The 20233-nt window shown below is 71.8% G+C and carries 17 protein-coding genes; 4 read left to right on the top strand and 13 right to left on the bottom strand.

From position 1 onward, the window contains the following. Nucleotides 1-94: 94 nt before the first annotated feature. Both JS756_RS07290 and JS756_RS07285 read left to right on the top strand, forming a co-directional pair. Nucleotides 95-1756, top strand: coding sequence for an alkaline phosphatase D family protein (locus JS756_RS07290; protein ID WP_205382156.1), 1662 nt, complete (start codon nt 95-97; stop codon nt 1754-1756). Between the two features lie 352 nt (nt 1757-2108). Further along, nucleotides 2109-3065 carry a zinc metalloprotease gene (locus JS756_RS07285; protein ID WP_240203411.1) on the top strand — a complete coding sequence of 319 codons (957 nt, stop codon included), beginning with the start codon at nt 2109-2111 and terminating at the stop codon, nt 3063-3065. Nucleotides 3066-3067: 2 nt separating this feature from the next. Here the strand turns inward: JS756_RS07285 and JS756_RS07280 are convergent, their stop codons facing one another. After that, on the bottom strand, nt 3068-3640 hold the full coding sequence (locus JS756_RS07280; RefSeq protein WP_205382154.1) for a dienelactone hydrolase family protein: 573 nt from the start codon (nt 3638-3640) through the stop codon (nt 3068-3070). A gap of 95 nt (nt 3641-3735) precedes the next feature. On the opposite strand from JS756_RS07280, the gene JS756_RS07275 reads away from it, so the two are divergent. Further along, the gene (locus tag JS756_RS07275) at nt 3736-4866 is read left to right on the top strand and encodes a mechanosensitive ion channel family protein (RefSeq protein ID WP_205382152.1); all 1131 of its coding nucleotides are present in this window, start codon (nt 3736-3738) and stop codon (nt 4864-4866) included. A gap of 12 nt (nt 4867-4878) precedes the next feature. On the opposite strand, the gene JS756_RS07270 is transcribed toward JS756_RS07275, so the two are convergent. The 6 genes from JS756_RS07270 to JS756_RS07245 form a co-directional block, all read right to left on the bottom strand. Continuing rightward, nucleotides 4879-5619 carry an SDR family NAD(P)-dependent oxidoreductase gene (locus JS756_RS07270; protein ID WP_205382151.1) on the bottom strand — a complete coding sequence of 247 codons (741 nt, stop codon included), beginning with the start codon at nt 5617-5619 and terminating at the stop codon, nt 4879-4881. Nucleotides 5620-5658: 39 nt separating this feature from the next. Then, nucleotides 5659-7245: a Na+/H+ antiporter gene (locus tag JS756_RS07265; protein WP_205382150.1), complete on the bottom strand. Its 1587-nt coding sequence runs from the start codon at nt 7243-7245 to the stop codon at nt 5659-5661. Nucleotides 7246-7335: 90 nt separating this feature from the next. Further along, nucleotides 7336-7806, bottom strand: coding sequence for a GNAT family N-acetyltransferase (locus JS756_RS07260; protein WP_205382149.1), 471 nt, complete (start codon nt 7804-7806; stop codon nt 7336-7338). Next, complete coding sequence (locus tag JS756_RS07255; RefSeq protein WP_205382147.1) at nt 7803-8747, bottom strand: RluA family pseudouridine synthase; 945 nt, start codon at nt 8745-8747, stop codon at nt 7803-7805. Before JS756_RS07255 ends, JS756_RS07260 begins: the two co-directional genes overlap by 4 nt. Before the next feature lie 61 nt (nt 8748-8808). Next, nucleotides 8809-9399, bottom strand: coding sequence for a signal peptidase II (gene lspA / locus JS756_RS07250; RefSeq protein ID WP_205382146.1), 591 nt, complete (start codon nt 9397-9399; stop codon nt 8809-8811). A gap of 89 nt (nt 9400-9488) precedes the next feature. After that, nucleotides 9489-10634 (bottom strand): TraR/DksA C4-type zinc finger protein, encoded by a 1146-nt coding sequence (locus tag JS756_RS07245; RefSeq protein WP_205382145.1) that lies wholly within the window; start codon nt 10632-10634, stop codon nt 9489-9491. A gap of 615 nt (nt 10635-11249) precedes the next feature. Between JS756_RS07245 and ileS the strand changes: the two genes are divergently transcribed. Next, nucleotides 11250-14396, top strand: coding sequence for an isoleucine--tRNA ligase (ileS, locus tag JS756_RS07240; protein WP_205382144.1), 3147 nt, complete (start codon nt 11250-11252; stop codon nt 14394-14396). 708 nt (nt 14397-15104) lie between these two features. Here ileS and JS756_RS07235 read toward each other — a convergent pair. The 6 genes from JS756_RS07235 to ftsZ all read right to left on the bottom strand — a co-directional run bounded on the left by JS756_RS07235 (nt 15105) and on the right by ftsZ (nt 20079). After that, nucleotides 15105-16202 carry a DivIVA domain-containing protein gene (locus tag JS756_RS07235; protein WP_205382143.1) on the bottom strand — a complete coding sequence of 366 codons (1098 nt, stop codon included), beginning with the start codon at nt 16200-16202 and terminating at the stop codon, nt 15105-15107. 55 nt (nt 16203-16257) lie between these two features. Continuing rightward, nucleotides 16258-16545: a YggT family protein gene (locus JS756_RS07230; RefSeq protein ID WP_205382142.1), complete on the bottom strand. Its 288-nt coding sequence runs from the start codon at nt 16543-16545 to the stop codon at nt 16258-16260. A 48-nt stretch (nt 16546-16593) separates the two neighbouring features. After that, nucleotides 16594-17235, bottom strand: a complete 642-nt coding sequence (locus tag JS756_RS07225) for a cell division protein SepF (RefSeq protein ID WP_205382141.1) — start codon at nt 17233-17235, stop codon at nt 16594-16596. Nucleotides 17236-17363: 128 nt separating this feature from the next. After that, nucleotides 17364-18110, bottom strand: a complete 747-nt coding sequence (locus JS756_RS07220) for a YggS family pyridoxal phosphate-dependent enzyme (protein ID WP_205382140.1) — start codon at nt 18108-18110, stop codon at nt 17364-17366. A 6-nt stretch (nt 18111-18116) separates the two neighbouring features. Continuing rightward, nucleotides 18117-18845 (bottom strand): peptidoglycan editing factor PgeF, encoded by a 729-nt coding sequence (gene pgeF, locus JS756_RS07215; RefSeq protein WP_205382139.1) that lies wholly within the window; start codon nt 18843-18845, stop codon nt 18117-18119. 10 nt (nt 18846-18855) lie between these two features. Continuing rightward, nucleotides 18856-20079 carry a cell division protein FtsZ gene (ftsZ, locus tag JS756_RS07210; protein WP_205382137.1) on the bottom strand — a complete coding sequence of 408 codons (1224 nt, stop codon included), beginning with the start codon at nt 20077-20079 and terminating at the stop codon, nt 18856-18858. Between the last annotated feature and the right edge of the window lie 154 nt (nt 20080-20233).

Raw genomic sequence — 20233 nt, 5'->3', positions numbered from 1 at the left:
CTCGGCGTACGCCGGACCACTGGAGCAAGAAGAGTGGGCGAACTTTCAACGGTTCGCCCACTCTCGTTCGTACCGATCAGTAACCTGATCGGTCGTGACCAGTCGATACAGAGCCTCACAAGGCATCAACTCGCATGCTCCGCGCCGCCGTACGGTCGTCAAGGCCGCGGCGGCCACTGCCGCTCTCGCCGCTCCGCTCGCCGCGGCGCTGCCCGCCCGGGCAGCGGAGAGCGGGCCGGCGTTCCTGCACGGCGTCGCCTCCGGCGACCCGCTGCCCGACGGCATCCTGCTGTGGACCCGGGTGACTCCGACGCCGGAGGCGACCCCCGGCTCGGGTGCCGGCCCGGACACCGAGGTCGAGTGGGCCGTCGCCCGGGACCGGGCCATGACGCACATCGTCGCCCAGGGCTCCGTCACCGCGACCGCCGCCTCCGACCACACCGTCAAGGCGGACGTGCGCGGCCTCGCGCCGGCCACCGACTACTGGTTCCGCTTCTCTGCCGGCGGGACCGACTCCCCGGTGGCGCGCACCCGCACCGCGCCGGCGGCGGACGCCTCGGTGGCCAACCTGCGCTTCGGCGTGGTCTCCTGCGCCAACTGGGAGGCCGGCTACTTCGCGCCGTACCGCCATCTCGCCGCCCGCGGCGACCTGGACGCCTGGCTGCACCTCGGCGACTACATCTACGAGTACGCGTCGGGCGACTACGCGGCCGGCAAGACCGTCGTACGCCGGCACGCCCCCGCACACGAGATCCTCACCCTGGCCGACTACCGGATCCGGCACGGCACGTACAAGACCGACGCCGACCTGCAGGCGCTGCACGCCACGGCGCCGGTCGTGGCGATCTGGGACGACCACGAGTTCGCCGACAACGCCTGGTCCGGCGGCGCGGTCAACCACACCGAGGGCGCCGAGGGCGCCTGGACCGCCCGTCAGGCCGCCGCCAAGCAGGCCTACTTCGAGTGGATGCCGGTGCGCCCGGCGATCGCGGGCACGACCTACCGCCGGCTGCGGTTCGGCAGGCTCGCCGACCTCTCTCTGCTGGACCTGCGCTCCTTCCGCTCCCAGCAGGCCGCCACCGGCAGCGGTTCGGTCGACGACCCGGACCGGACGATCACCGGGCGGGCCCAGCTCGACTGGCTGAAGGCCGGACTGGCGGCGTCGGACACCACCTGGCGGCTGGTCGGCAACTCCGTGATGATCTCCCCCTTCGCGATCGGCTCACTCTCCGCCGACCTGTTCAGGCCGCTCGCCGAGCTGCTCGGGCTGCCCAAGGAGGGCATCGCGCTCAACACCGACCAGTGGGACGGCTACACCGACGACCGCCGCGAACTGCTGGCGCACCTGCGTTCCCACGCCATCCGCAACACCGTGTTCCTCACCGGCGACATCCACATGTCCTGGGCGAACGACGTGCCGGTGGACGCCGGGACGTACCCGCTGTCGCCCTCGGCGGCCACGGAGTTCGTGATCACCTCGATGACCTCCGACAACCTCAACGACTACGTGAACGCCCACGAGGGCACCATCTCGGCGCTCCTCTCGCCGCTGATACGGGCCGCGAACCGGCACGTCCACTGGGTCGACACCGACCGGCACGGCTACGGCGTCCTCGACATCACGACCGACCGGGCGCAGATGGACTACTACACCGTCTCCGACCGCACGGACCCGCGCGCCACGTCGTCCTGGGAGCGCTCGTACCGGACCCGCAGCGGCACGCAGAAGATGGAGCGGACCTGGCGGCCCGTGTGACGCCTGTGAAAGCAAGTTCATTCTCGGCCGATGAGCGCGCCATCCGGCTCTGTTAACCGGAGATCACGCAGCCGGCGGCGGGTGGTGGGGCCCGCATCCCGAATGCGGACACACCACCCGCTCGTGCCGCCGCGCGCGTTACGGCGGGATCTCGCCCTCCGGTAGGCCGGGCCGTTCCGCTCCCCGATCACCCCTGTTTGCCAGGAATTCGAATGGGCCAGATCGCCCCTCTTCCCGACTAGGCATGTACACGTAATTTTTTGGGGCGGCGGCCAGGAAGACCCCTGCGCCGCTCTCCCCACCGCCTCCACCAGGAGTCAGCATGCGTGCGCTTGCCCGGATATCTCCCCCGATGCGCAGACGCCTCCTCGGCACCGCCGTCGTGGCCGGAACTCTGATGCTCACCCCGCTGTCGGCGCCCGTGGGCGCCGCCGCGGCCGGCGCAGCCGACACCACCTGCGGGAGCGGCGCCCCCACCGCCGCCCGCGAGATGCGCCCCGCCCCCGGCGGGCACATCGCCGAGCCCAACGAGGTCAGCGAAGCCCGCGCCCAGGCGATGGACGCAGACCTGCACAAGAAGGTCGACAGCCTGCGCGCCGACGGCCGGAGCATCGCCGCGCTGGCGGCCTCGACCAGCATCCCGGTCTACTTCCACGTCATCCACGACGGTTCGAAGGGCCGGCTCGGCTCCTCCGACATCGACGCCCAGATGAACGTGCTGAACGCCGCCTACGCCGGCCAGGGCAGCGGCAACAACGACTCCGGCTTCCGGTTCACACTGGCCGGGACCGACTACACGGACAACGCGTCCTGGTACAACGTCGGTTACGGCTCGCAGGAGGAGAAGGCGATGAAGACCGCCCTGCGCAGGGGCGGCGCCGACGCACTCAACGTCTACACCGCCGACCTCGGCGACGGCCTGCTCGGCTGGGCCACCTTCCCCAGCTCCTACAGGTCCAGCCCCTCCATGGACGGCGTCGTCGTCCTGGACGCCTCGCTGCCCGGCGGATCGGCCACCCACTACGACGAGGGCGACACCGCCACGCACGAGGTCGGCCACTGGATGGGCCTCTACCACACCTTCCAGGGCAGCTGCAACGGCAAGGGCGACTACGTCGACGACACCCCGGCCGAGAAGAGCGCCGCGTACCAGTGCCCCGAGGGCCGCGACTCCTGCACCCGCACGTCCGGCACCGACCCGATCCACAACTTCATGGACTACACGTACGACTCCTGCATGTACCAGTTCACCGCTGGTCAGGTGACGCGCATGCAGCAGAGCTGGGCGGCCTACCGGGCGGCCGGCTGACGCTACCCGAGCGAGCCGAGGAAGCCGAGCGCCACCCGCCAGGTGGCCTCGGCGGCCTCCGCGTCGTGGTCGGGCAGGTCGGGGTCGGTGTAGAGGTGGCCGGCCCCGGCGTAGCGGTAGACCTCCACATCGGCGCCCGCACGGCCCATCTGCAGATACCAGGCGCTCAGCCAGTCGTCCGTCTCGAACGGGTCCGGCTCGGCCACGTGCAGCTGCACCGGCAGCTCGTCCACCCGCGTATCCGGCGCGAGGTCCGACGTGCCGTGCAGGAGCAGCAGGCCACGCGCCCGCTCGTCGCCGAGGCCGAGCGTCTGCGCGATCGAGGCACCGAGCGAGAACCCGGCGTACACCAGCCCCCGCTCCGAGTAGGGAGCGGCGGCCAGCACGGCGCGCTTGAGCAGCTCGTCCTTGCCGACCTCCGCCCTGTACGCCGAGCCCTCCTCGACCGAGTCGAACGTCCGCCCCTCGAACAGGTCCGGCGTCCACACCTCGTGCCCGGCCTCCCGCAGCCGGTCGGCGGCGGCGCGCACCGCGGGGCGCAGGCCGTAGGTCGAGTGAAAGAGCATGATGTTCATGAGCCCATGGTGCCAGCCGGAACCGGCGGCGCCCGCGGCACCGCCCGACGGGGGCCCATGTTCGCGACCTGCCGGATGCGGTTACGTTCTCAGGCATGGAGAACGTACTCCGCCCGTTGATCGTGATCGGCGGCTCGGTCTTCCTCACCCTGGCCATCGGCTGGGCCACCGACCGGCTGCTGCAGAAGGCCGACCGCCGGCACGGCGAGACCCCGTTGTGGGGGCTGCTGCGCCGCGGACGCATCCCCTACCAGCTGGTGCTGTGCGCGGCCGTGCTCAGAGGGTCCTACGACCAGGCGCGACTGCTCCCCGAGCACCGGGCGGGTGTCGGGCAGATCCTGACCCTGGTGCTGATCGGAGCGACGGCCTGGCTGGTGATCCGGATCGCCTCCGCCGTCGTCGAGACGTCGTACAGCCGGTACGCCACTGCCCACCGGGACCGCGACCCGGCCCGGGTCCGGCGGGTGCGCACTCAGGTGACGCTGATCATGCGGGTGGTGTCGGCCACCGTCGGCGTCCTCGCGATCGCCTCGATGCTGCTGACCTTCCCCGAGATGCGGGCGGCCGGCGCCTCCCTGCTCGCCTCGGCCGGCATCGTCGGCATCGTCGCCGGCGTGGCCGCCCAGTCCACCCTGGGCAACCTGTTCGCCGGGCTGCAGATCGCCTTCGGCGACATGGTGCGCATCGGGGACACCGTGGTGGTGGACGGCGAGTGGGGCACCGTCGAGGAGATCACGCTGACCTTCCTGACCGTGCGGACCTGGGACGAACGCCGGATCACCATGCCGGTGTCGTACTTCACGTCCAAGCCGTTCGAGAACTGGTCGCGCGGCACCCCGCAGATGACCGGCACGGTCTTCTGGCACCTCGACCACTCGGCCCCGATCGAGGAGATGCGCGACAGGCTCCGCGACATCCTGCGCGAGTGCCCGGCCTGGGACGGCCGCAACTACGGGGTCGCGGTCACCGACTCCACGCCGAACACCCTTCAGGTCCGGGCCCTGATGACCGCGAAGGACGCCGACGACATCTGGACGGTGCGGGTCACCGTGCGCGAGCAGATGATCCGCTGGCTGTCGGAGAAGCACCCGTACGCGCTGCCCCGGGTCAACACCGCGGACGCCGTACTGCCGCCCGGCGCGCCCACCGGCCCGCCGACCGTCCACAAGCCCCGGGACGGCGTGGTGCGCCGCGCCCACGAGACGCCGCGCACCGGCCGGGGGTAGTGCCCGGCCCGGTCAGTGGCCGCGCTCGGCGCCGCCGTTGACCTGGATGATCTGGGAGGTGATGTGCCCGGCTCCCGGAGAGGCCAGCCAGTGCAGGGTGGCGGCCACGTCCCCGGGCGTGCCCGCCCGGCCGGTCGAGGTCTCGGCGATGCGCTGCGCACGCCGCTCCTCGGTCATGCCCCCGCCGAAGAACCCGGTGTCCTCGACGTACCCCGGCGCGACCACGTTGACGGTGACGCCGCGCGGTCCCAGCTGCCGGGCCAGATGGTGGGTGTACGGGTGCAGTGCGGCCTTGGCCGCGGCGTACGCCCCGCTGCCGGACCCCCGGTAGGCGGCGATGGAGCCGATGAACAGCACGCGCCCGCCGGGCTCGGCGAGCCGGTCCTTCAGCGCCTCGGTGAGCAGTACCGCGGTGAGGGTGTTGAGGCGGAAGTTGAGGGTCCAGTCGTAGGCGACCGTGTCGAGCGGGTCGTCGCTGTCGCTCGGCGGCTCCAGATAGCCTGCACCCCCCGCGCTGTGGATCAGGACGTCCACCGCGCCGAACTCCTCCGCGACGAGCCGGGCCGCCCCGCGCACCCCGGCGGGGTCGCTGAGGTCCGCGGCGTGCGTGAGGGCCCCGGGCACCCCGGCCCTCTCCAGCACCTCGGCGCGGCGGCCGAGCAGCAGCACCCGGTCCCCGTCCGCGGCGAAGGCCTGCGCCGCCGCAAGCCCGATTCCGGTACCACCGCCACTGATCACCACATTGCGAGCCATGATCCGATCCTACGAGCGTCCGGTGCCGCCGGGGTCGTGTCAGCGCAGGCTCCGCACGTCCAGATGGCGCAGGACCCGGTCCACCACCTCCGGGTCCGTCCCCGGCTCGCTGCGGGCCGCCAGCACCTCGTGGCGGGCGGCGCTGAGCATCTCGCCCTGGATCCGCCGCACCCGCTTGAGCCGGCGCACCCGCTGCTCGTGGGCTTCCCGCCGCTCCTCCTCCCCCAGGTCGGGACTGATCCGCACCCCGATCTCGAAGGCTCTGCGCAGCATCTGCTCGGACAGCTCCTCCGGCAGTTCCTCGACCTGCTCGATCTCCCGCAGCCGCCGCTTGGCCGCCTTCGCCGCGCGGACGGCCAGCTGCTTCTCGAACGCCTTCTCCCGGGCGCTGTCGGACTGCACGCCGAGCAGGCGGACCAGCGTCGGGAGGGTCAGTCCCTGCACCACCAGCGTCGCCATGATCACGCCGAAGGCGATGAACACGATCTCGTCGCGGTCGGGGAACGGCGCGCCGCCGTCCACGCCGAGCGGGACGGCCAGGGCCAGCGCCACGGAGGCCACACCCCGCATCCCGGACCACCACATGATCACGGTCTCCCGCCAGCTCATCGGGATCTCCTCGTCGTAGTCCCGGCGGGCGTGCAGCCGCTTGGTCAGCCATGTCGCCGGCAGCAGCCACACCAGCCGTACGGCGATCACGACGCCGACGACCGTGCCGGCCCAGCCGAGCATGTCGGCCCACCGCCCCTGCGCCGTACGGATCGCGTTGTGCAGTTCCAGGCCGATCAGCCCGAAGGCGACCCCGGTGACGAGGGTGTCGACGACGTCCCAGAACGTGTGCCCGGCGAACCGCGCCATGACGTCGTCGGCGTCGGTGGCGTACTCGGCCAGGAACAGCGCGGTCACCAGCACCGCGAGCACGCCGGAGCCGTGCATCTCCTCGCTGAGCAGATAGGAGGCGTACGGCACCAGCAGGGTCAGGCCGATCTGCAGGGTGGGTTCCCCGAGCAGGCCGAGCAGTCTGTTCGCGCCCCAGCCGAGTGCGAGCCCGACGCCCAGCGCGACCACCGCGGACAGCACCAGGTCCAGGCCCGCACCCCAGGGCGAGAAGGTGCCGCTGACGACGGCCGCGACCGCCACGTTGTACAGGACGATGGCCGTGACGTCGTTGAAGAGGCCCTCGCCCTCCAGGATGGAGACCAGTCGGCGCGGCAGCCCGAGTTGCCCGGCTACCGCCGTCGCCGCGACCGGGTCGGGCGGTGCGACCAGCGCCCCGAGAACGACGGCGGCGCCGATGCTCAACCCGGGCACGATCGTGTGCGCGACCGCGGCCACGCATGCGGTGGTGACCAGCACCAGCGCGACCGCCAGCAGCAGGATCGGCCGGACGTTGGACGCGAACTGCCGCCAGGAGGTGCGCCGCACCGCCGCGTAGAGCAGCGGGGGCAGCAGCAGCGGCAGGATCAGGTCCGGGGGGACGGCGACGTTCGGCACGAACTCCAGCACGGCGAGCACGATGCCGAGCAGCGTCATCAGCACCGGCGCGGGCAACCGCAGCCGGTCCCCGACCGGTACGCTCACCACGGCCCCGAGCAGCAGCACGAACAGCAGGGCCAGCTGGTCCACGGGTCAGCGCTCCGGAGGGGTCGACGGTCCGACGGCAGACCTCCAGCCTGCCACGGCCCCCCTCCCACCAGCGCTTTCTGACGCCGTCGGCTACAGCACGCGACGCATCGCCCGGTGCGCGATGCCCGCCTCCTGGTACTCCGGGCCGTAGGGGACGTAGCCGAGCCGCTCGTAGAAGCCCAGGGCGTGCGTCTGCGCGTGCAGGTCCACCGCGGTCAGACCGAGGGCGCGCGCCGCGTCCTCGACGGCCCGCACCAGGGCCGCGCCGACCCCCAGGCCGCGCGCCTCGCGGGCCACGGCGAGCCGGCCGAGGGAGCCCACGGACGCGTCGCCGGTGCCCTGGGCGAGGGCCGCCGCGCCGTGCAGCAGCCGGCCGGTGCCGAGCGGCACCCCGTCCTCCCGGACGGCCAGCACATGGACCGCACCGGGGTCGTGCGCGTCGTACTCGATGTCCTCCGGCACGCCCTGCTCGCCGACGAAGACCTCCTTGCGCAGGGCGAAGCAGGCCTCGCGGTCGGCGGGGTCCTCGGCGACACGCACCGCGCAGAGGGACGCGCTCATCCGTAGGTCTCCTCGCGGACCTGGTCCAGCGCCTGCTGGAGGTCGTCGGGGTAGTCGCTGGCGAACTCCACCCACCGGCCGTCCCCCGGGTGTTCGAAGCCCAGGCGCACGGCGTGCAGCCACTGGCGGGACAGGCGCAGTCGCCTGGCGAGGGTCGGGTCGGCGCCGTAGGTGAGGTCGCCGACGCAGGGGTGGCGGTGGGCGGCCATGTGGACGCGGATCTGGTGGGTGCGGCCGGTCTCCAGCTTCACGTCGAGCAGGGAGGCGGCGCGGAAGGCCTCGATGAGGTCGTAGTGGGTGACGGACGGCTTGCCGTCCGCGGTGACCGCCCACTTGTAGTCGTGGTTCGGGTGGCGGCCGATGGGGGCGTCGATGGTGCCGCTGGTGGGGTCCGGATGGCCCTGTACGAGCGTGTGGTAGCGCTTGTCGACCGTGCGCTCCTTGAACTGGCGCTTCAACGACGTGTACGCGTACTCCGACTTGGCGACCACCATCAGACCGGAGGTGCCGACGTCGAGGCGGTGGACGATGCCCTGCCGCTCGGCGGCGCCGGAGGTGGAGATCCGGTAGCCGGCGGCGGCCAGACCGCCGATGACCGTGGGTCCGCTCCAGCCGGGGCTGGGGTGGGCGGCGACGCCGACCGGCTTGACGATCACGACGATGTCGTCGTCGTCGTGCACGATCTCCATGCCCTCGACCGGCTCGGCGACGACCTGCACCGGCGCGGGCGCCTGCGGCATCTCCACCTCCAGCCAGGCTCCGCCGCGGACGCGCTCGGACTTGCCGACCACCGTGCCGTCGACCAGCACCTTGCCCGCCGCGGCCAGCTCTGCGGCCTTGGTGCGGGAGAAGCCGAACATGCGGGAGATGGCGGCGTCGACGCGCTCGCCCTCCAGGCCGTCGGGCACGGGCAGGGTACGGATCTCGGGAATCGTGCTCACCCGTCGAGTATGCCGGACGGGGGAGACGGTCCCGACAGCGCGCCCGTCCGGCCCGGCCCGTTCAGTCCTTGTGGACGGTCCCGTCGGGGTCCAGGCCGCGGAACGACAGCAGGACGATCAGGATGCCGCCGCAGACGATCGCCGAGTCCGCGAGGTTGAACACGGCGAAATGCTTGGGCGCGATGAAGTCGACCACCTCGCCCTTGAAGATCCCCGGTGAGCGGAAGATCCGGTCCGTGAGGTTGCCGAGCGCGCCGCCCAGCAGCAGGCCGAGTGCGATCGCCCAGGGGAGGCTGTAGAGCTTGCGCGCCAGGCGGACGATCACCACGATCACAGCCGCCGCGATCACCGTGAAGATGATCGTGAAGGCCTGTCCGAAGCCGAAGGCCGCACCCGGGTTGCGGATCGCGTTGAGCTCCAGCCAGTCACCGACGATCTCGATCGGTGCATGGTGCTCGAGCCGGGCGACCACGAGCATCTTGCTGATCAGGTCGAGCGCGAAGGCGAAGGCGGCCACCGCGAACAGCACGGCGATCCGCCGCCTGCCCCGGGGCCGCTCGGTCACCACGTCCCGGCCATCCGCTCCGGCCGCCGTGTCGCCGCTGTCACCAGGGGTGTCCGGCGTACCGATGATGCGCTCCGCCTCTGCCACGTGAGTCCCTCAACCTAGGTGCCTGACTGAGGACGAGGGTACGGCACACCCTGCGGGACCCACGTGCTCAGGATGGGTGGGGCGGCGGATCAGTACCGTCGTTCCTGCTTCTGCTTGCACTCCACGCACAGGGTGGCCCGGGGGAAGGCCTGCATGCGGGCCTTGCCGATCGGGTTGCCGCAGTTCTCGCACAGGCCGTAGGTGCCGGCGTCCAGCCGCTCCAGGGCGCGCTCGGTCTGGATGAGCATCTCGCGCGCGTTGGCGGCGAGCGCCATCTCGTGCTCCCGCGTGATGTTCTTGGTGCCGGTGTCCGCCTGGTCGTCGCCCGCGCCGTCGCCGGAGTCCCGCATCAGCCCCACGAGGGACGCCTCGGACGAGGCGATCTCGTCCCGCAGCCGCGTCGCCTCGGCCAGCAGTTCGGCCCGGGCCTCCTCGACCTCCTCCGGGGTCCAGGGGTCCTCACCGGGGCGGACCGCCAGTTCGCCGGGCTCCGCCGCGGCGAGGCGCGCCTTGGGGACGGCGGTCTCCGCCGTCGTGGCCGTGCCAGGAGTCTTCTTCGCAACCACTGTCGTGGCTCCCGTCTGCTCCGCGGCCTGCGCCGCGCCCGCCTTCTTGACCGTGCCCTTCGCGCCGGCGCCCCTCGCGGCGCCGCTCTTCTCCGCGGATGCCTTCCCACCCGGCCGTTTCCCGACGCCGCCCGGCGCCGGCGCGGCCTCCTCGGTGGCGTGCCTCCTCGCGGGAGCCTTCCGTGCGGAAGCCTTCTTCGGGGCGTGGCCCGCGGCCGTGGACCGGCCGGCGCCGCCCTCCGCGGCCAACCCCTTCTCGGCCGGTGCCTCACCCGCCGCGGCCTTCCCCCCGGGGCGCGCGGCCTTCTTCGCCGCGCGCTTCTTCGCCGGAGCCCTTTTCGCCGCGGCCTTCTTCGCCGGGGCCTTCTTCGCCGCTGTCTTCCCGGCCGCCGCCTTCTTCCCGGCCGTCGCACCGGCTTCCGTCACCCCGGCCGCCGTCCCCTCCACCGCCGGCTTTCCCGAGGTCGAGGGCTCGTCCCCGGCGGACGTCCGGGCGGCACCGTCGGCCTGGCCCGCCGTCCGCGCCCGCTTCACCGGCTTCGAAGCCCCCGCCGCGGCCCGCGCCCGGGTGCTCTTCTCGGCGTCCGTGTCCCTGGCCGCACCGCGGCCGGAGGCACCTGCGGACCTGTCGGACGCCGACTGCTGTGCGGCGGTCTTCTTCGCCACCATGGCCGCGGCCCCTTCACATATTGTGATCTTGCACGCGAAATCGTGCTGGGACGATAAATCGGCCTGAGCCCCACGGCAACGGGGCACACCGCCCGATTCGCCCGCCTCGCGCACGACGTGCGCCGAGCCTGCATGCGTTGTGCCCAGCTCCCCGCCAGGTATTCCGCAAAATCGGGCATCCTCGGATCCGACCACCCGTACCTGACCATTCGGGTCATCGCGCACACCGTGCCGGTACGACTCCGCCTGCGCGGAAACCCGGTCGGCCGCGGTCCGCGAGGAGCCGTACACTGGGCGGAGCGAAAAGCGTGGATGGGGACGAGTAGCGGCGTACGCAGCCCAGAGCGACCCGGGGACGGTGTGAGCCCGGGGGCGAGCGCGACGTGAAGATCACCCCGGAGCCGCCGGAGGAAAGCCGCCACCCGCAGCGCAAGCATCGGGGCGCGGCCGGTAGAACCGGCATCGCGACCCCAATGAGGGGGCTCACCGACGTGTGCGGCACGCCGGGGGCCAAGGAGGGTGGTACCGCGGGAGCGCGCCGACAGCGGCGCAGGCCGACAGCAGGCTCTCGTCCCTCCGACGGAAGGCAGAACGTCCGCCGGAGGAAGATCGCTGATGACAACAGCGCCGACGTACCGCCAGGTGCCCGCCCAGGTCGACCTGCCCGCGCTCGAGCACGCGGTGCTCGACTTCTGGCGCGAGCAGAAGATCTTCGCCAAGAGCCTGGAGCAGTCCGAGGGCCGCCCCGAGTGGGTGTTCTACGAGGGCCCGCCCACCGCCAACGGCATGCCCGGCGCCCACCACATCGAGGCCCGCGTCTTCAAGGACGTCTTCCCCCGCTTCCGCACCATGCGCGGCCACCACGTGGCCCGAAAGGCCGGCTGGGACTGCCACGGCCTGCCGGTGGAGCTGGCGGTGGAGAAGGAGCTCGGCTTCAGCGGCAAGCAGGACATCGAGGCGTACGGCATCGCCGAGTTCAACGCCAAGTGCCGCGAGTCGGTGACCCGGCACACCGACGCCTTCGCCGAGCTGACGACCCGCATGGGCTACTGGGTCGACCTCGACGACGCCTACCGGACCATGGACCCCGAGTACGTGGAGTCGGTCTGGTGGTCGCTGAAGGAGATCTTCGGCAAGGGCCTACTGGTCCAGGACCACCGCGTCGCCCCCTGGTGCCCGCGCTGCGGCACCGGCCTGTCCGACCACGAGCTGGCCCAGGGCTACGAGACGGTCGTCGACCCGTCCGTGTACGTCCGTTTCCCGCTCACCTCCGGTCCGCTCGCCGGCCGGGCCGCCCTCCTGGTGTGGACGACCACCCCGTGGACCCTGGTGTCCAACACGGCCGTCGCCGCGCACCCCGAGGTCACCTACGTCGTCGCGACCGACGGCCGGGAGCAGCTCGTCGTCGCCGAGCCGCTCGTCGCCAAGGCCCTCGGGGAGGGCTGGGAGACCACCGGTGAGACCTTCACCGGCGCCGAGATGGAGCGCTGGACCTACCAACGTCCGTTCGAGCTGGTGGAGTTCCCCGCTCCGGCGCATTTCGTCGTCAACGCCGACTACGTCACCACCGAGGACGGCACGGGCCTCGTCCACCAGTCCCCCGCCTTCGGCGAGGACGACCTCAAGGTCTGCCGCGCCTACGACCTGCCGGTGGTGAACCCGGTCCGCCCGGACGGCACCTTCGACGAGGACGTCCCCATGGTCGGCGGCGTCTTCTTCAAGAAGGCCGACGAGAAGCTGACCGAGGACCTCGGTGAGCGGGGCCTGCTCTTCGAGCACCTGCCGTACGAGCACAGCTACCCGCACTGCTGGCGCTGCCACACCGCGCTCCTGTACTACGCGCAGCCGTCCTGGTACATCCGCACCACGGCGGTCAAGGACCGTCTGCTCCAGGAGAACGAGAAGACCAACTGGTTCCCGGAGAACGTCAAGCACGGACGGTTCGGCGACTGGCTGCAGAACAACATCGACTGGGCGCTGTCCCGCAACCGCTACTGGGGCACCCCGCTGCCGATCTGGCGCTGCGAGGACGACCACCTCACCTGCGTCGGCTCCCGCGCGGAGCTGACCGAGCTGTCCGGCACCGACCAGTCGGAGCTGGACCCGCACCGCCCCTACATCGACGACGTCACCTTCGCCTGCCCGCACGAGGGCTGCGGGCGGACCGCCACACGCGTACCGGAGGTCATCGACGCCTGGTACGACTCGGGCTCGATGCCGTTCGCGCAGTGGGGCTACCCGTACAAGAACAAGGGGCTGTTCGAGAGCCGGTACCCGGCGCAGTTCATCTCCGAGGCCATCGACCAGACCCGCGGCTGGTTCTACACGCTGATGGCCGTCGGCACCCTCGTCTTCGACCGGTCGTCGTACGAGAACGTCGTGTGCCTCGGCCACATCCTCGCCGAGGACGGCCGGAAGATGTCCAAGCACCTGGGCAACATCCTCCAGCCGATCCCGCTGATGGACCAGCACGGCGCTGACGCGGTCCGCTGGTTCATGGCGGCCGGCGGTTCCCCCTGGGCGGCGCGCCGCGTGGGCCACGGGACCATCCAGGAGGTCGTCCGCAAGACGCTCCTGACCTACTGGAACACCGTCGCCTTCCAGGCCCTGTACGCCCGCACGTCCGAGTGGGCGCCCTCGGCTGCGGACCCGGCCCCGGCCGACCGTCCGCTGCTGGACCGCTGGCTGCTGAGCGAACTGCACGCCCTGACCGACCAGGTGACCCGGTCGCTGGAGAGCTACGACACCCAGCGGGCCGGCAAGCTGCTGTCCTCGTTCGTCGACGACCTGTCGAACTGGTACGTCCGCCGCTCGCGGCGCCGGTTCTGGCAGGGCGACAAGGCGGCGCTGCGCACGCTGCACGAGGTGCTGGAGACCGTCACCCGGCTGATGGCGCCGATCACCCCGTTCATCACCGAGCGGGTGTGGCAGGACCTGGTCGTCCCGGTGGACCCGGGCGCGCCCGAGTCGGTCCACCTGGCCTCGTGGCCGGAGGCGGACCTCGCGGCCGTCGACCCCGAGTTGTCGGAGCAGATGGTCCTGGTCCGCCGCCTGGTGGAGCTGGGCCGGGCCACACGCGCGGAGTCGGGCGTCAAGACGCGGCAGCCGCTGCAGCGGGCGCTGATCGCGGCGACGGGCTTCTCCTCCCTCTCGCCCGAACTGCACGCGCAGATCACGGAGGAGCTGAACGTCGAGTCGCTGGCGTCACTCAGCGAGGTCGGCGGCAGCCTGGTCGACACCACCGCGAAGGCGAACTTCCGGGCGCTCGGCAAGCGGTTCGGCAAGCGCGTCCAGGACGTGGCGAAGGCGATCGCGGGCGCGGACGCCGCCGCGCTGTCGCTCGCGCTGCGCGAGGGCACGGCTTCGGTCGAGATCGACGGCGAGACGGTCGAACTGGCCCCGGACGAAGTGATCATCACGGAGACGCCGCGCGAGGGCTGGTCCGTCGCCTCCGACTCCGGCGCCACGGTCGCCCTGGACCTGGAGATCACCGAGGAGCTGCGGCTCGCCGGGCTCGCCCGTGACGCGATCCGCCTGATCCAGGAGGCCCGCAAGAACAGCGGCCTCGACGTCGCCGACCGGATCGCGCTGCGCTGGACGGCCACCGACCCGGCCACGATCGCGGCCCTGAGCGAACACGCGCAGCTGATCGCCGAGGAGGTCCTGGCGACCGACTTCGCCCAGGGCGAGGCGGACGACGCCTACGGTGCCCCGTTCACGGACGAGGGCCTGGCCCTGACGTTCCGCCTGCAGAAGGCGTAGCCGGCAGCCGGTGGTATGCAGGCCCGGTCCCCCGTGCGGGGGACCGGGCCTGCCGTGCCGGGGAGGGGCGACGGCTCTCGCCGGGAGAGCGGTGGGGCAGGTGAGGCGGGGGGACCGGCCGACGTCCTCACGCGCCGCGGCAGGCGAGGTCGGCCCCGCTGCGGCGCGCCGCTCCGAACGCACCGCCGAGCAGCCCCGTTCGGGGTATCGGGCCGTGCGCCGAGCCGGAGGACGCGTCGGACGCCGCCGCGCTCGACCGGCGGCCACGCCGGGCCCGGCATCGGACGCGGCACCGGGGGCGGCCGTCGAGGCGCCACGCGCCCCGGCGGGTTCCGGACCCTGGCGCGGACCGTCCTGTGAGTCCCATCGTCCCTCCGGCGACCGGGGCTACGGCACCCGGGGCGGACGGCGCCACCGGGTCCGTCTCCGCCGGCGGCGCCCCGTCGTCCGGCGGGCGGCGGGCGGCGGGCGGCGGGCGGCGGGCGGCGCAGGACGGTGCCCGGCGCACGGACCCGCACGCCGGCCCCGGGAGGCCGGGCCCGGACAGGCGCGGGCCGGGGCGGCGCCGCCGCACCTCACCCGCGGGTCGGCCATGCCGGAGGACGTGCTTCAACCCGCGTAAAAAGGGCGGGACCCCGGATGGTGAATCCGGGGTCCCGCCCTGAACGCTGCCGACGCCTGAGGCGTACTACTCGCCGTGACCGGTGCTCAGTTGTCGTCCTCGTCGATGAGGAAGCCGCGCATCGGTGACGGAGCCTGGCCCATCGGGGACGGGCCCTGCGGCCGGACCGGCGCCATCGGCTGGGTCATCGCGGGCGACATCTGCTGCTGACCGCCGTAGGACGGGGCAGAAGGCGCCGGAGAACCACCCATGGTCTGGTTGCCACCGTAGGACGGACCGCTCGCACCGGCCGGAGCCATGGAGGGCGCCGGGGACGGCGGGAGGGAGGCCGTGGCGGGGGTCCGCGGCGGAGCCAGGGAGTCGTCGGCCTGGGTCTCCAGCTGGCGCAGCTGCGACTCCAGGTAGGACTTCAGACGCGTCCGGTACTCGCGCTCGAAGCCGCGCAGGTCCTCGACCTTGCGCTCCAGCGTGGCGCGCGCGGACTCCAGGGAGCCCATGGCGACACGGTGCTTCTCCTGCGCGTCCCGCTCCAGCGCGTCGGCCTTGGCACGGGCGTCCCGCTCCAGGCCCTCGGCACGCGAACGCGCCTCACCGACGATCTTGTTGGCCTCGGAGCGGGCCTCGGCGATCGCCTGGTCGGCGGTCTGCTGGGCCAGCGAGAGGACACGGGCGGCGCTGTCGCCACCAGGGCCCTGACCGGGGCCGCCCATCGGGCCACCCATGGGGCCGCCCATCGGGCCGCCCATCTGCTGCTGCATGGGGGGCTGGCCCATGGGGCCGGGACCCTGACCCATCGGGCCGGGGCCCTGCGGGCCCTGACCGCCGGGACCGGCGGGCAGCTGCGGGGCACCGCTCGGCAGCTGGGGCGGGCCGCCCATGGGGCCGCCCATCTGCTGCTGCGGCGGGCCCGATATGCCGGCGGGCACCGGGGCGCCGGGGCCTCGCATCCCCTGTTGCTGCTGATCCTGAGGCTCGGGGGGTTTGCGCATGTTCTGCTGGTTCTGGGCAGCAGCGCGGGTGGCCGCGGCCAGCTTGGCGCGCAGGTCCTCGTTCTCGCGGAGCAGGCGGGTCAGTTCGGCTTCGACCTCGTCGAGGAAGGCATCGACCTCGTCCTCGTCATAGCCTTCTCGGAGGCGGACGGTCGTGAACTGCTTGTTCCGCACGTCCTCGGGGGTCAACGGCATCTCTTCACCTCAACGTAGTCATCGGCAGTCGGCAAGACCGTATCGTCCACATTCATCACACGAACCTCTGCACGATGGAGAGGAGAACATAGACGATGATCATCAGTACGAAGAAGGACAGGTCGAGCGCCACGCCCCCGAGACGCAGCGGCGGAATGAACCGCCGCAGAAGCTTCAACGGTGGATCGGTGACAGTGTAGGTGGCCTCAAGGACGACCACCATCGCCTTGCCGGGTTGCCACGAGCGGGCGAACTGGAAGACGTAGTCCATGACCAACCGGAAGATCAACACGATGAGGAAAACCATCAGCGCGATGTAGATCACCTGCGCGAACACGCTCATGGCCTGTGCTTCCCTCTCCCCTGTTCCTGCGTTTTCCGGTCGTGCGTCTCAGCTCTGGTTGAAGAACCCGCCTTCTGCGATGCGGGCCTTGTCCTCCGCCGTGACATCGACGTTAGCAGGCGACAACAGGAACACCTTCTGCGTCACCCGCTCGATGCTGCCGTGAAGACCAAACACCAAACCAGCCGCAAAGTCGACAAGTCGCTTCGCGTCTGTGTCATCCATCTCAGTCAGATTCATGATCACCGGGGTGCCCTCACGGAAGTGTTCCCCGATGGTACGGGCCTCGTTGTACGTCCGCGGGTGAAGCGTGGTGATCCGGTACGGCTCTCGTTCCGACACGACTTTGGGCATGATCACCGGTGCGTTCTTCTCCAGGGACTGACGTTCTTGTGTGATGGACGCCACGGGCGCGATACGCGCCGGGCGCCCGGATTCCGCGGGCAGCGAAGCAGACCGGGCCACGGGCTCGCGCGGCGCGGGAGGCTGCACGACTCGCACCTCTTCGTCCCTTTGGGACTGATGTGCGCCGTGCGACGGGTGGGACACCTCGTGTCGACGGTGGTCCCGCTCGGGCTCCGGGTCCAGCTCGGGCTCGAAGTCGTCGTCGGGGTCGAATCCGCGGCCGTCGTACCCATCGTCCTCCACGAGGCCGAGGTAGACCGCCATCTTGCGCATCGCGCCGGCCATGCTCTGAGTCCTCCGCTCTGTGGTGGATCGGCTGACGACTGCCAAGTGCCCGCGATCCACGTGGTCCTTGTGCCCGCCTTCGGCGGTAATGACCATATTTTCTGCTGTGGTCCGACTTCCTGGCGACGTTACCCGAGCCTGGGGCGGACTCCGAGTACCGCAGTGCCGACGCGCACATGTGTCGCCCCGGCCGCCACGGCCTCCTCGAGGTCCGCACTCATCCCTGCGGAGACCATGTTCGCAGCCGGATGGGCACGGCGCAGGTCAGTCGACAAATCCATCAACCGCTCGAACGCCGCCCGTTGCCGTCCCGCGAACCGCCCGGTGAGCGGGGCGACGGTCATCAGTCCGTCGAGCCGCAGCCCCGGCGAGTCGGCGACGAGGCCGGCCAACTCACCGATGCCCGCGGGCACCACCCCACCGCGTCCGCCCGGGGAGACCCCCGCTCCCCCCGGCTCCCGTCCGCTCTCCTCCGCGTCGAGCGCGACCTGGAGGAGGCAGCCGATCTCGCGTCCGGCCCGCACGGCCTCCCGGGACAGGGCGGTCACCAGCCGGGACCGGTCCACGGACTGCACGACATCGGCATAACCGACCACGGATCGGACTTTGTTGGTCTGCAGCTGGCCCACGAAGTGCCAGGTGAGTGGCAGATCCGAGCAGGCGGCGGCCTTGGGGGCCGCGTCCTGGTCGCGGTTCTCGGCCACATGGCGCACGCCGAGCTCCGACAGCATCCGCACGTCGCTCGCCGGATACGTCTTGGTGACCACGATCAGGGTCACCTCGTCGCGCTCCCGCCCCGCGGCCGCGCATGCCGCGGCGATGCGGCGCTCCACCTTCGCCAGGTTCGCGGCGAGTTCGTCCTTACGGTCCGTCATGCCCCATCAGTCCAGCCAGACGTAGCCCGCGAGCCGACCCGTGGTGCGGTCGCGGCGGTACGAGAAGTGGTCAGCCGACTCCAGCGTGCACACCGGCGACTGCGCCCGGTCGTGCACCCCCAGCCGTGCCAGCTGTGCGTGCACTCCGGCGGTCACGTCGACCGCCGGAGTGCCCCAGCTCGTCTCGGAATGCGCCGCCGGTTCGACGGCGGCCACCTCGGCGCGCATCCGCTCGGGCACCTCGTAGCACCGACCGCAGACGGCGGGCCCGGTGCGGGCGAGGATCCGGGACGGTTCGGCGCCGAGCTCGGTCATCGCGCGCACGGCCGCGGGGACCACCCCGGCGATCATCCCGGGCCGGCCCGCGTGGGCCGCGGCGGCGACGCCGGCGACGGGGTCGGCGAGCAGGACCGGTGTGCAGTCGGCGGTGAGCACGGCCAGGGCGAGCCCCCGCCGGACGGTGACCACGGCGTCCACGGCGGGGACGTCCGCGGTACCCCACGGGCCGTCGACGACCGCCACCTCGTTGCCGTGCACCTGATTCATCCAGACCACCCGGGCCGGGTCCAGGCCCAGCGAGCCGGCCGCCCGCTCCCGGTTGGTCCGTACGGCGCCGGGGTCGTCACCGACCGCGCCGCCGAGGTTGAGCTCCTCGTACGGAACGGCGCTCACCCCGCCCCACCGGTCGGTGAAGGCGAAGTGCGCGCCGTTCGCGATGTCGCGCTGTCCTATCACGTCAGAAGGATCACTTGAGGAAGTCCGGTACGTCCAGTTCCTCTGCCGCGCTGTCCGCGTACCGCGACGGCGGGATCGGCGGGGAGACCGGGATCTCCGCCGCGGGCTCCGGCGCGGGGGCGGGCTCCGGCGCCTCCTTCGGCGTCACGCTGCCGAGCGAGCCGAAGGACGGACGGCTCTCCGCCGGACGCGCCGGCGCGTCCTCCTCGCGGCGAGGCCCGGAGGAGGGCGACGCGGAAGAAGAGGAGGAGGCCGAGCCGAGGCCGTTCTCCCGGCGGGCCGGGGGCTGGCCGCCGTCGAAGCCGGCCGCGATCACGGTGACCCGGACCTCGTCGCCCAGGGCGTCGTCGATCACCGCGCCGAAGATGATGTTGGCCTCGGGGTGGGCCGCCTCGCTGACCAGCTGGGCGGCCTCGTTGATCTCGAAGAGCCCGAGGTCGCTGCCGCCGGAGATGGAGAGCAGCACGCCGCGGGCGCCGTCGATGGATGCCTCCAGCAGCGGCGAGGAGATCGCCATCTCGGCGGCGGCCACCGCGCGGTCGTCGCCGCGGGCCGAGCCGATGCCCATCAGGGCCGAACCGGCCTCGGACATCACCGACTTCACGTCGGCGAAGTCGAGGTTGATCAGGCCGGGCGTGGTGATCAGGTCGGTGATGCCCTGGACGCCGGAGAGCAGGACCTGGTCGGCCGACTTGAAGGCGTCCAGGACGGAGACCTGACGGTCCGAGATGGACAGCAGCCGGTCGTTGGGGATGACGATGAGGGTGTCGACCTCTTCGCGCAGTTCGGCGATGCCGTCCTCGGCCTGGTTGGCGCGCCGCCGCCCCTCGAAGGTGAACGGGCGGGTGACCACGCCGATGGTGAGGGCGCCCAGGGAGCGGGCGATGTTGGCGACGACGGGCGCGCCGCCGGTGCCGGTGCCGCCGCCTTCACCGGCCGTCACGAAGACCATGTCGGCCCCCTTGAGGACCTCCTCGATCTCCTCGCGGTGGTCCTCGGCGGCTTTGCGGCCGACGGCCGGGTTCGCCCCGGCGCCGAGTCCGCGGGTGAGTTCGCGGCCGACGTCGAGCTTGACGTCGGCGTCGCTCATCAACAGCGCCTGCGCGTCGGTGTTGATGGCGATGAACTCGACGCCCTTGAGACCGACCTCGATCATCCGGTTGATGGCATTGACACCACCGCCGCCGACACCGATGACTTTGATGACTGCGAGGTAGTTCTGCGGTGCTGCCACGTCGAAGGCCTCTCGCCTCGAGTTACGTGTCGCCGTCTCGCGTTGCGTCGCGCTCCGCCGACTGATGCCGAATGGGACGGTCCGAATCGCCGACCCGAACCCTAACGCTGAAGTTTAGGGTTACCAGTGTGTCTGTTCGCTGGAGTCTTCTGAA

This window comes from Streptomyces actuosus, from assembly GCF_016921115.1.
GTDB classification, from domain to species: Bacteria; Actinomycetota; Actinomycetes; order Streptomycetales; family Streptomycetaceae; genus Streptomyces; species Streptomyces actuosus_A.
This window is presented reverse-complemented; position numbering and strand designations above follow the sequence as displayed.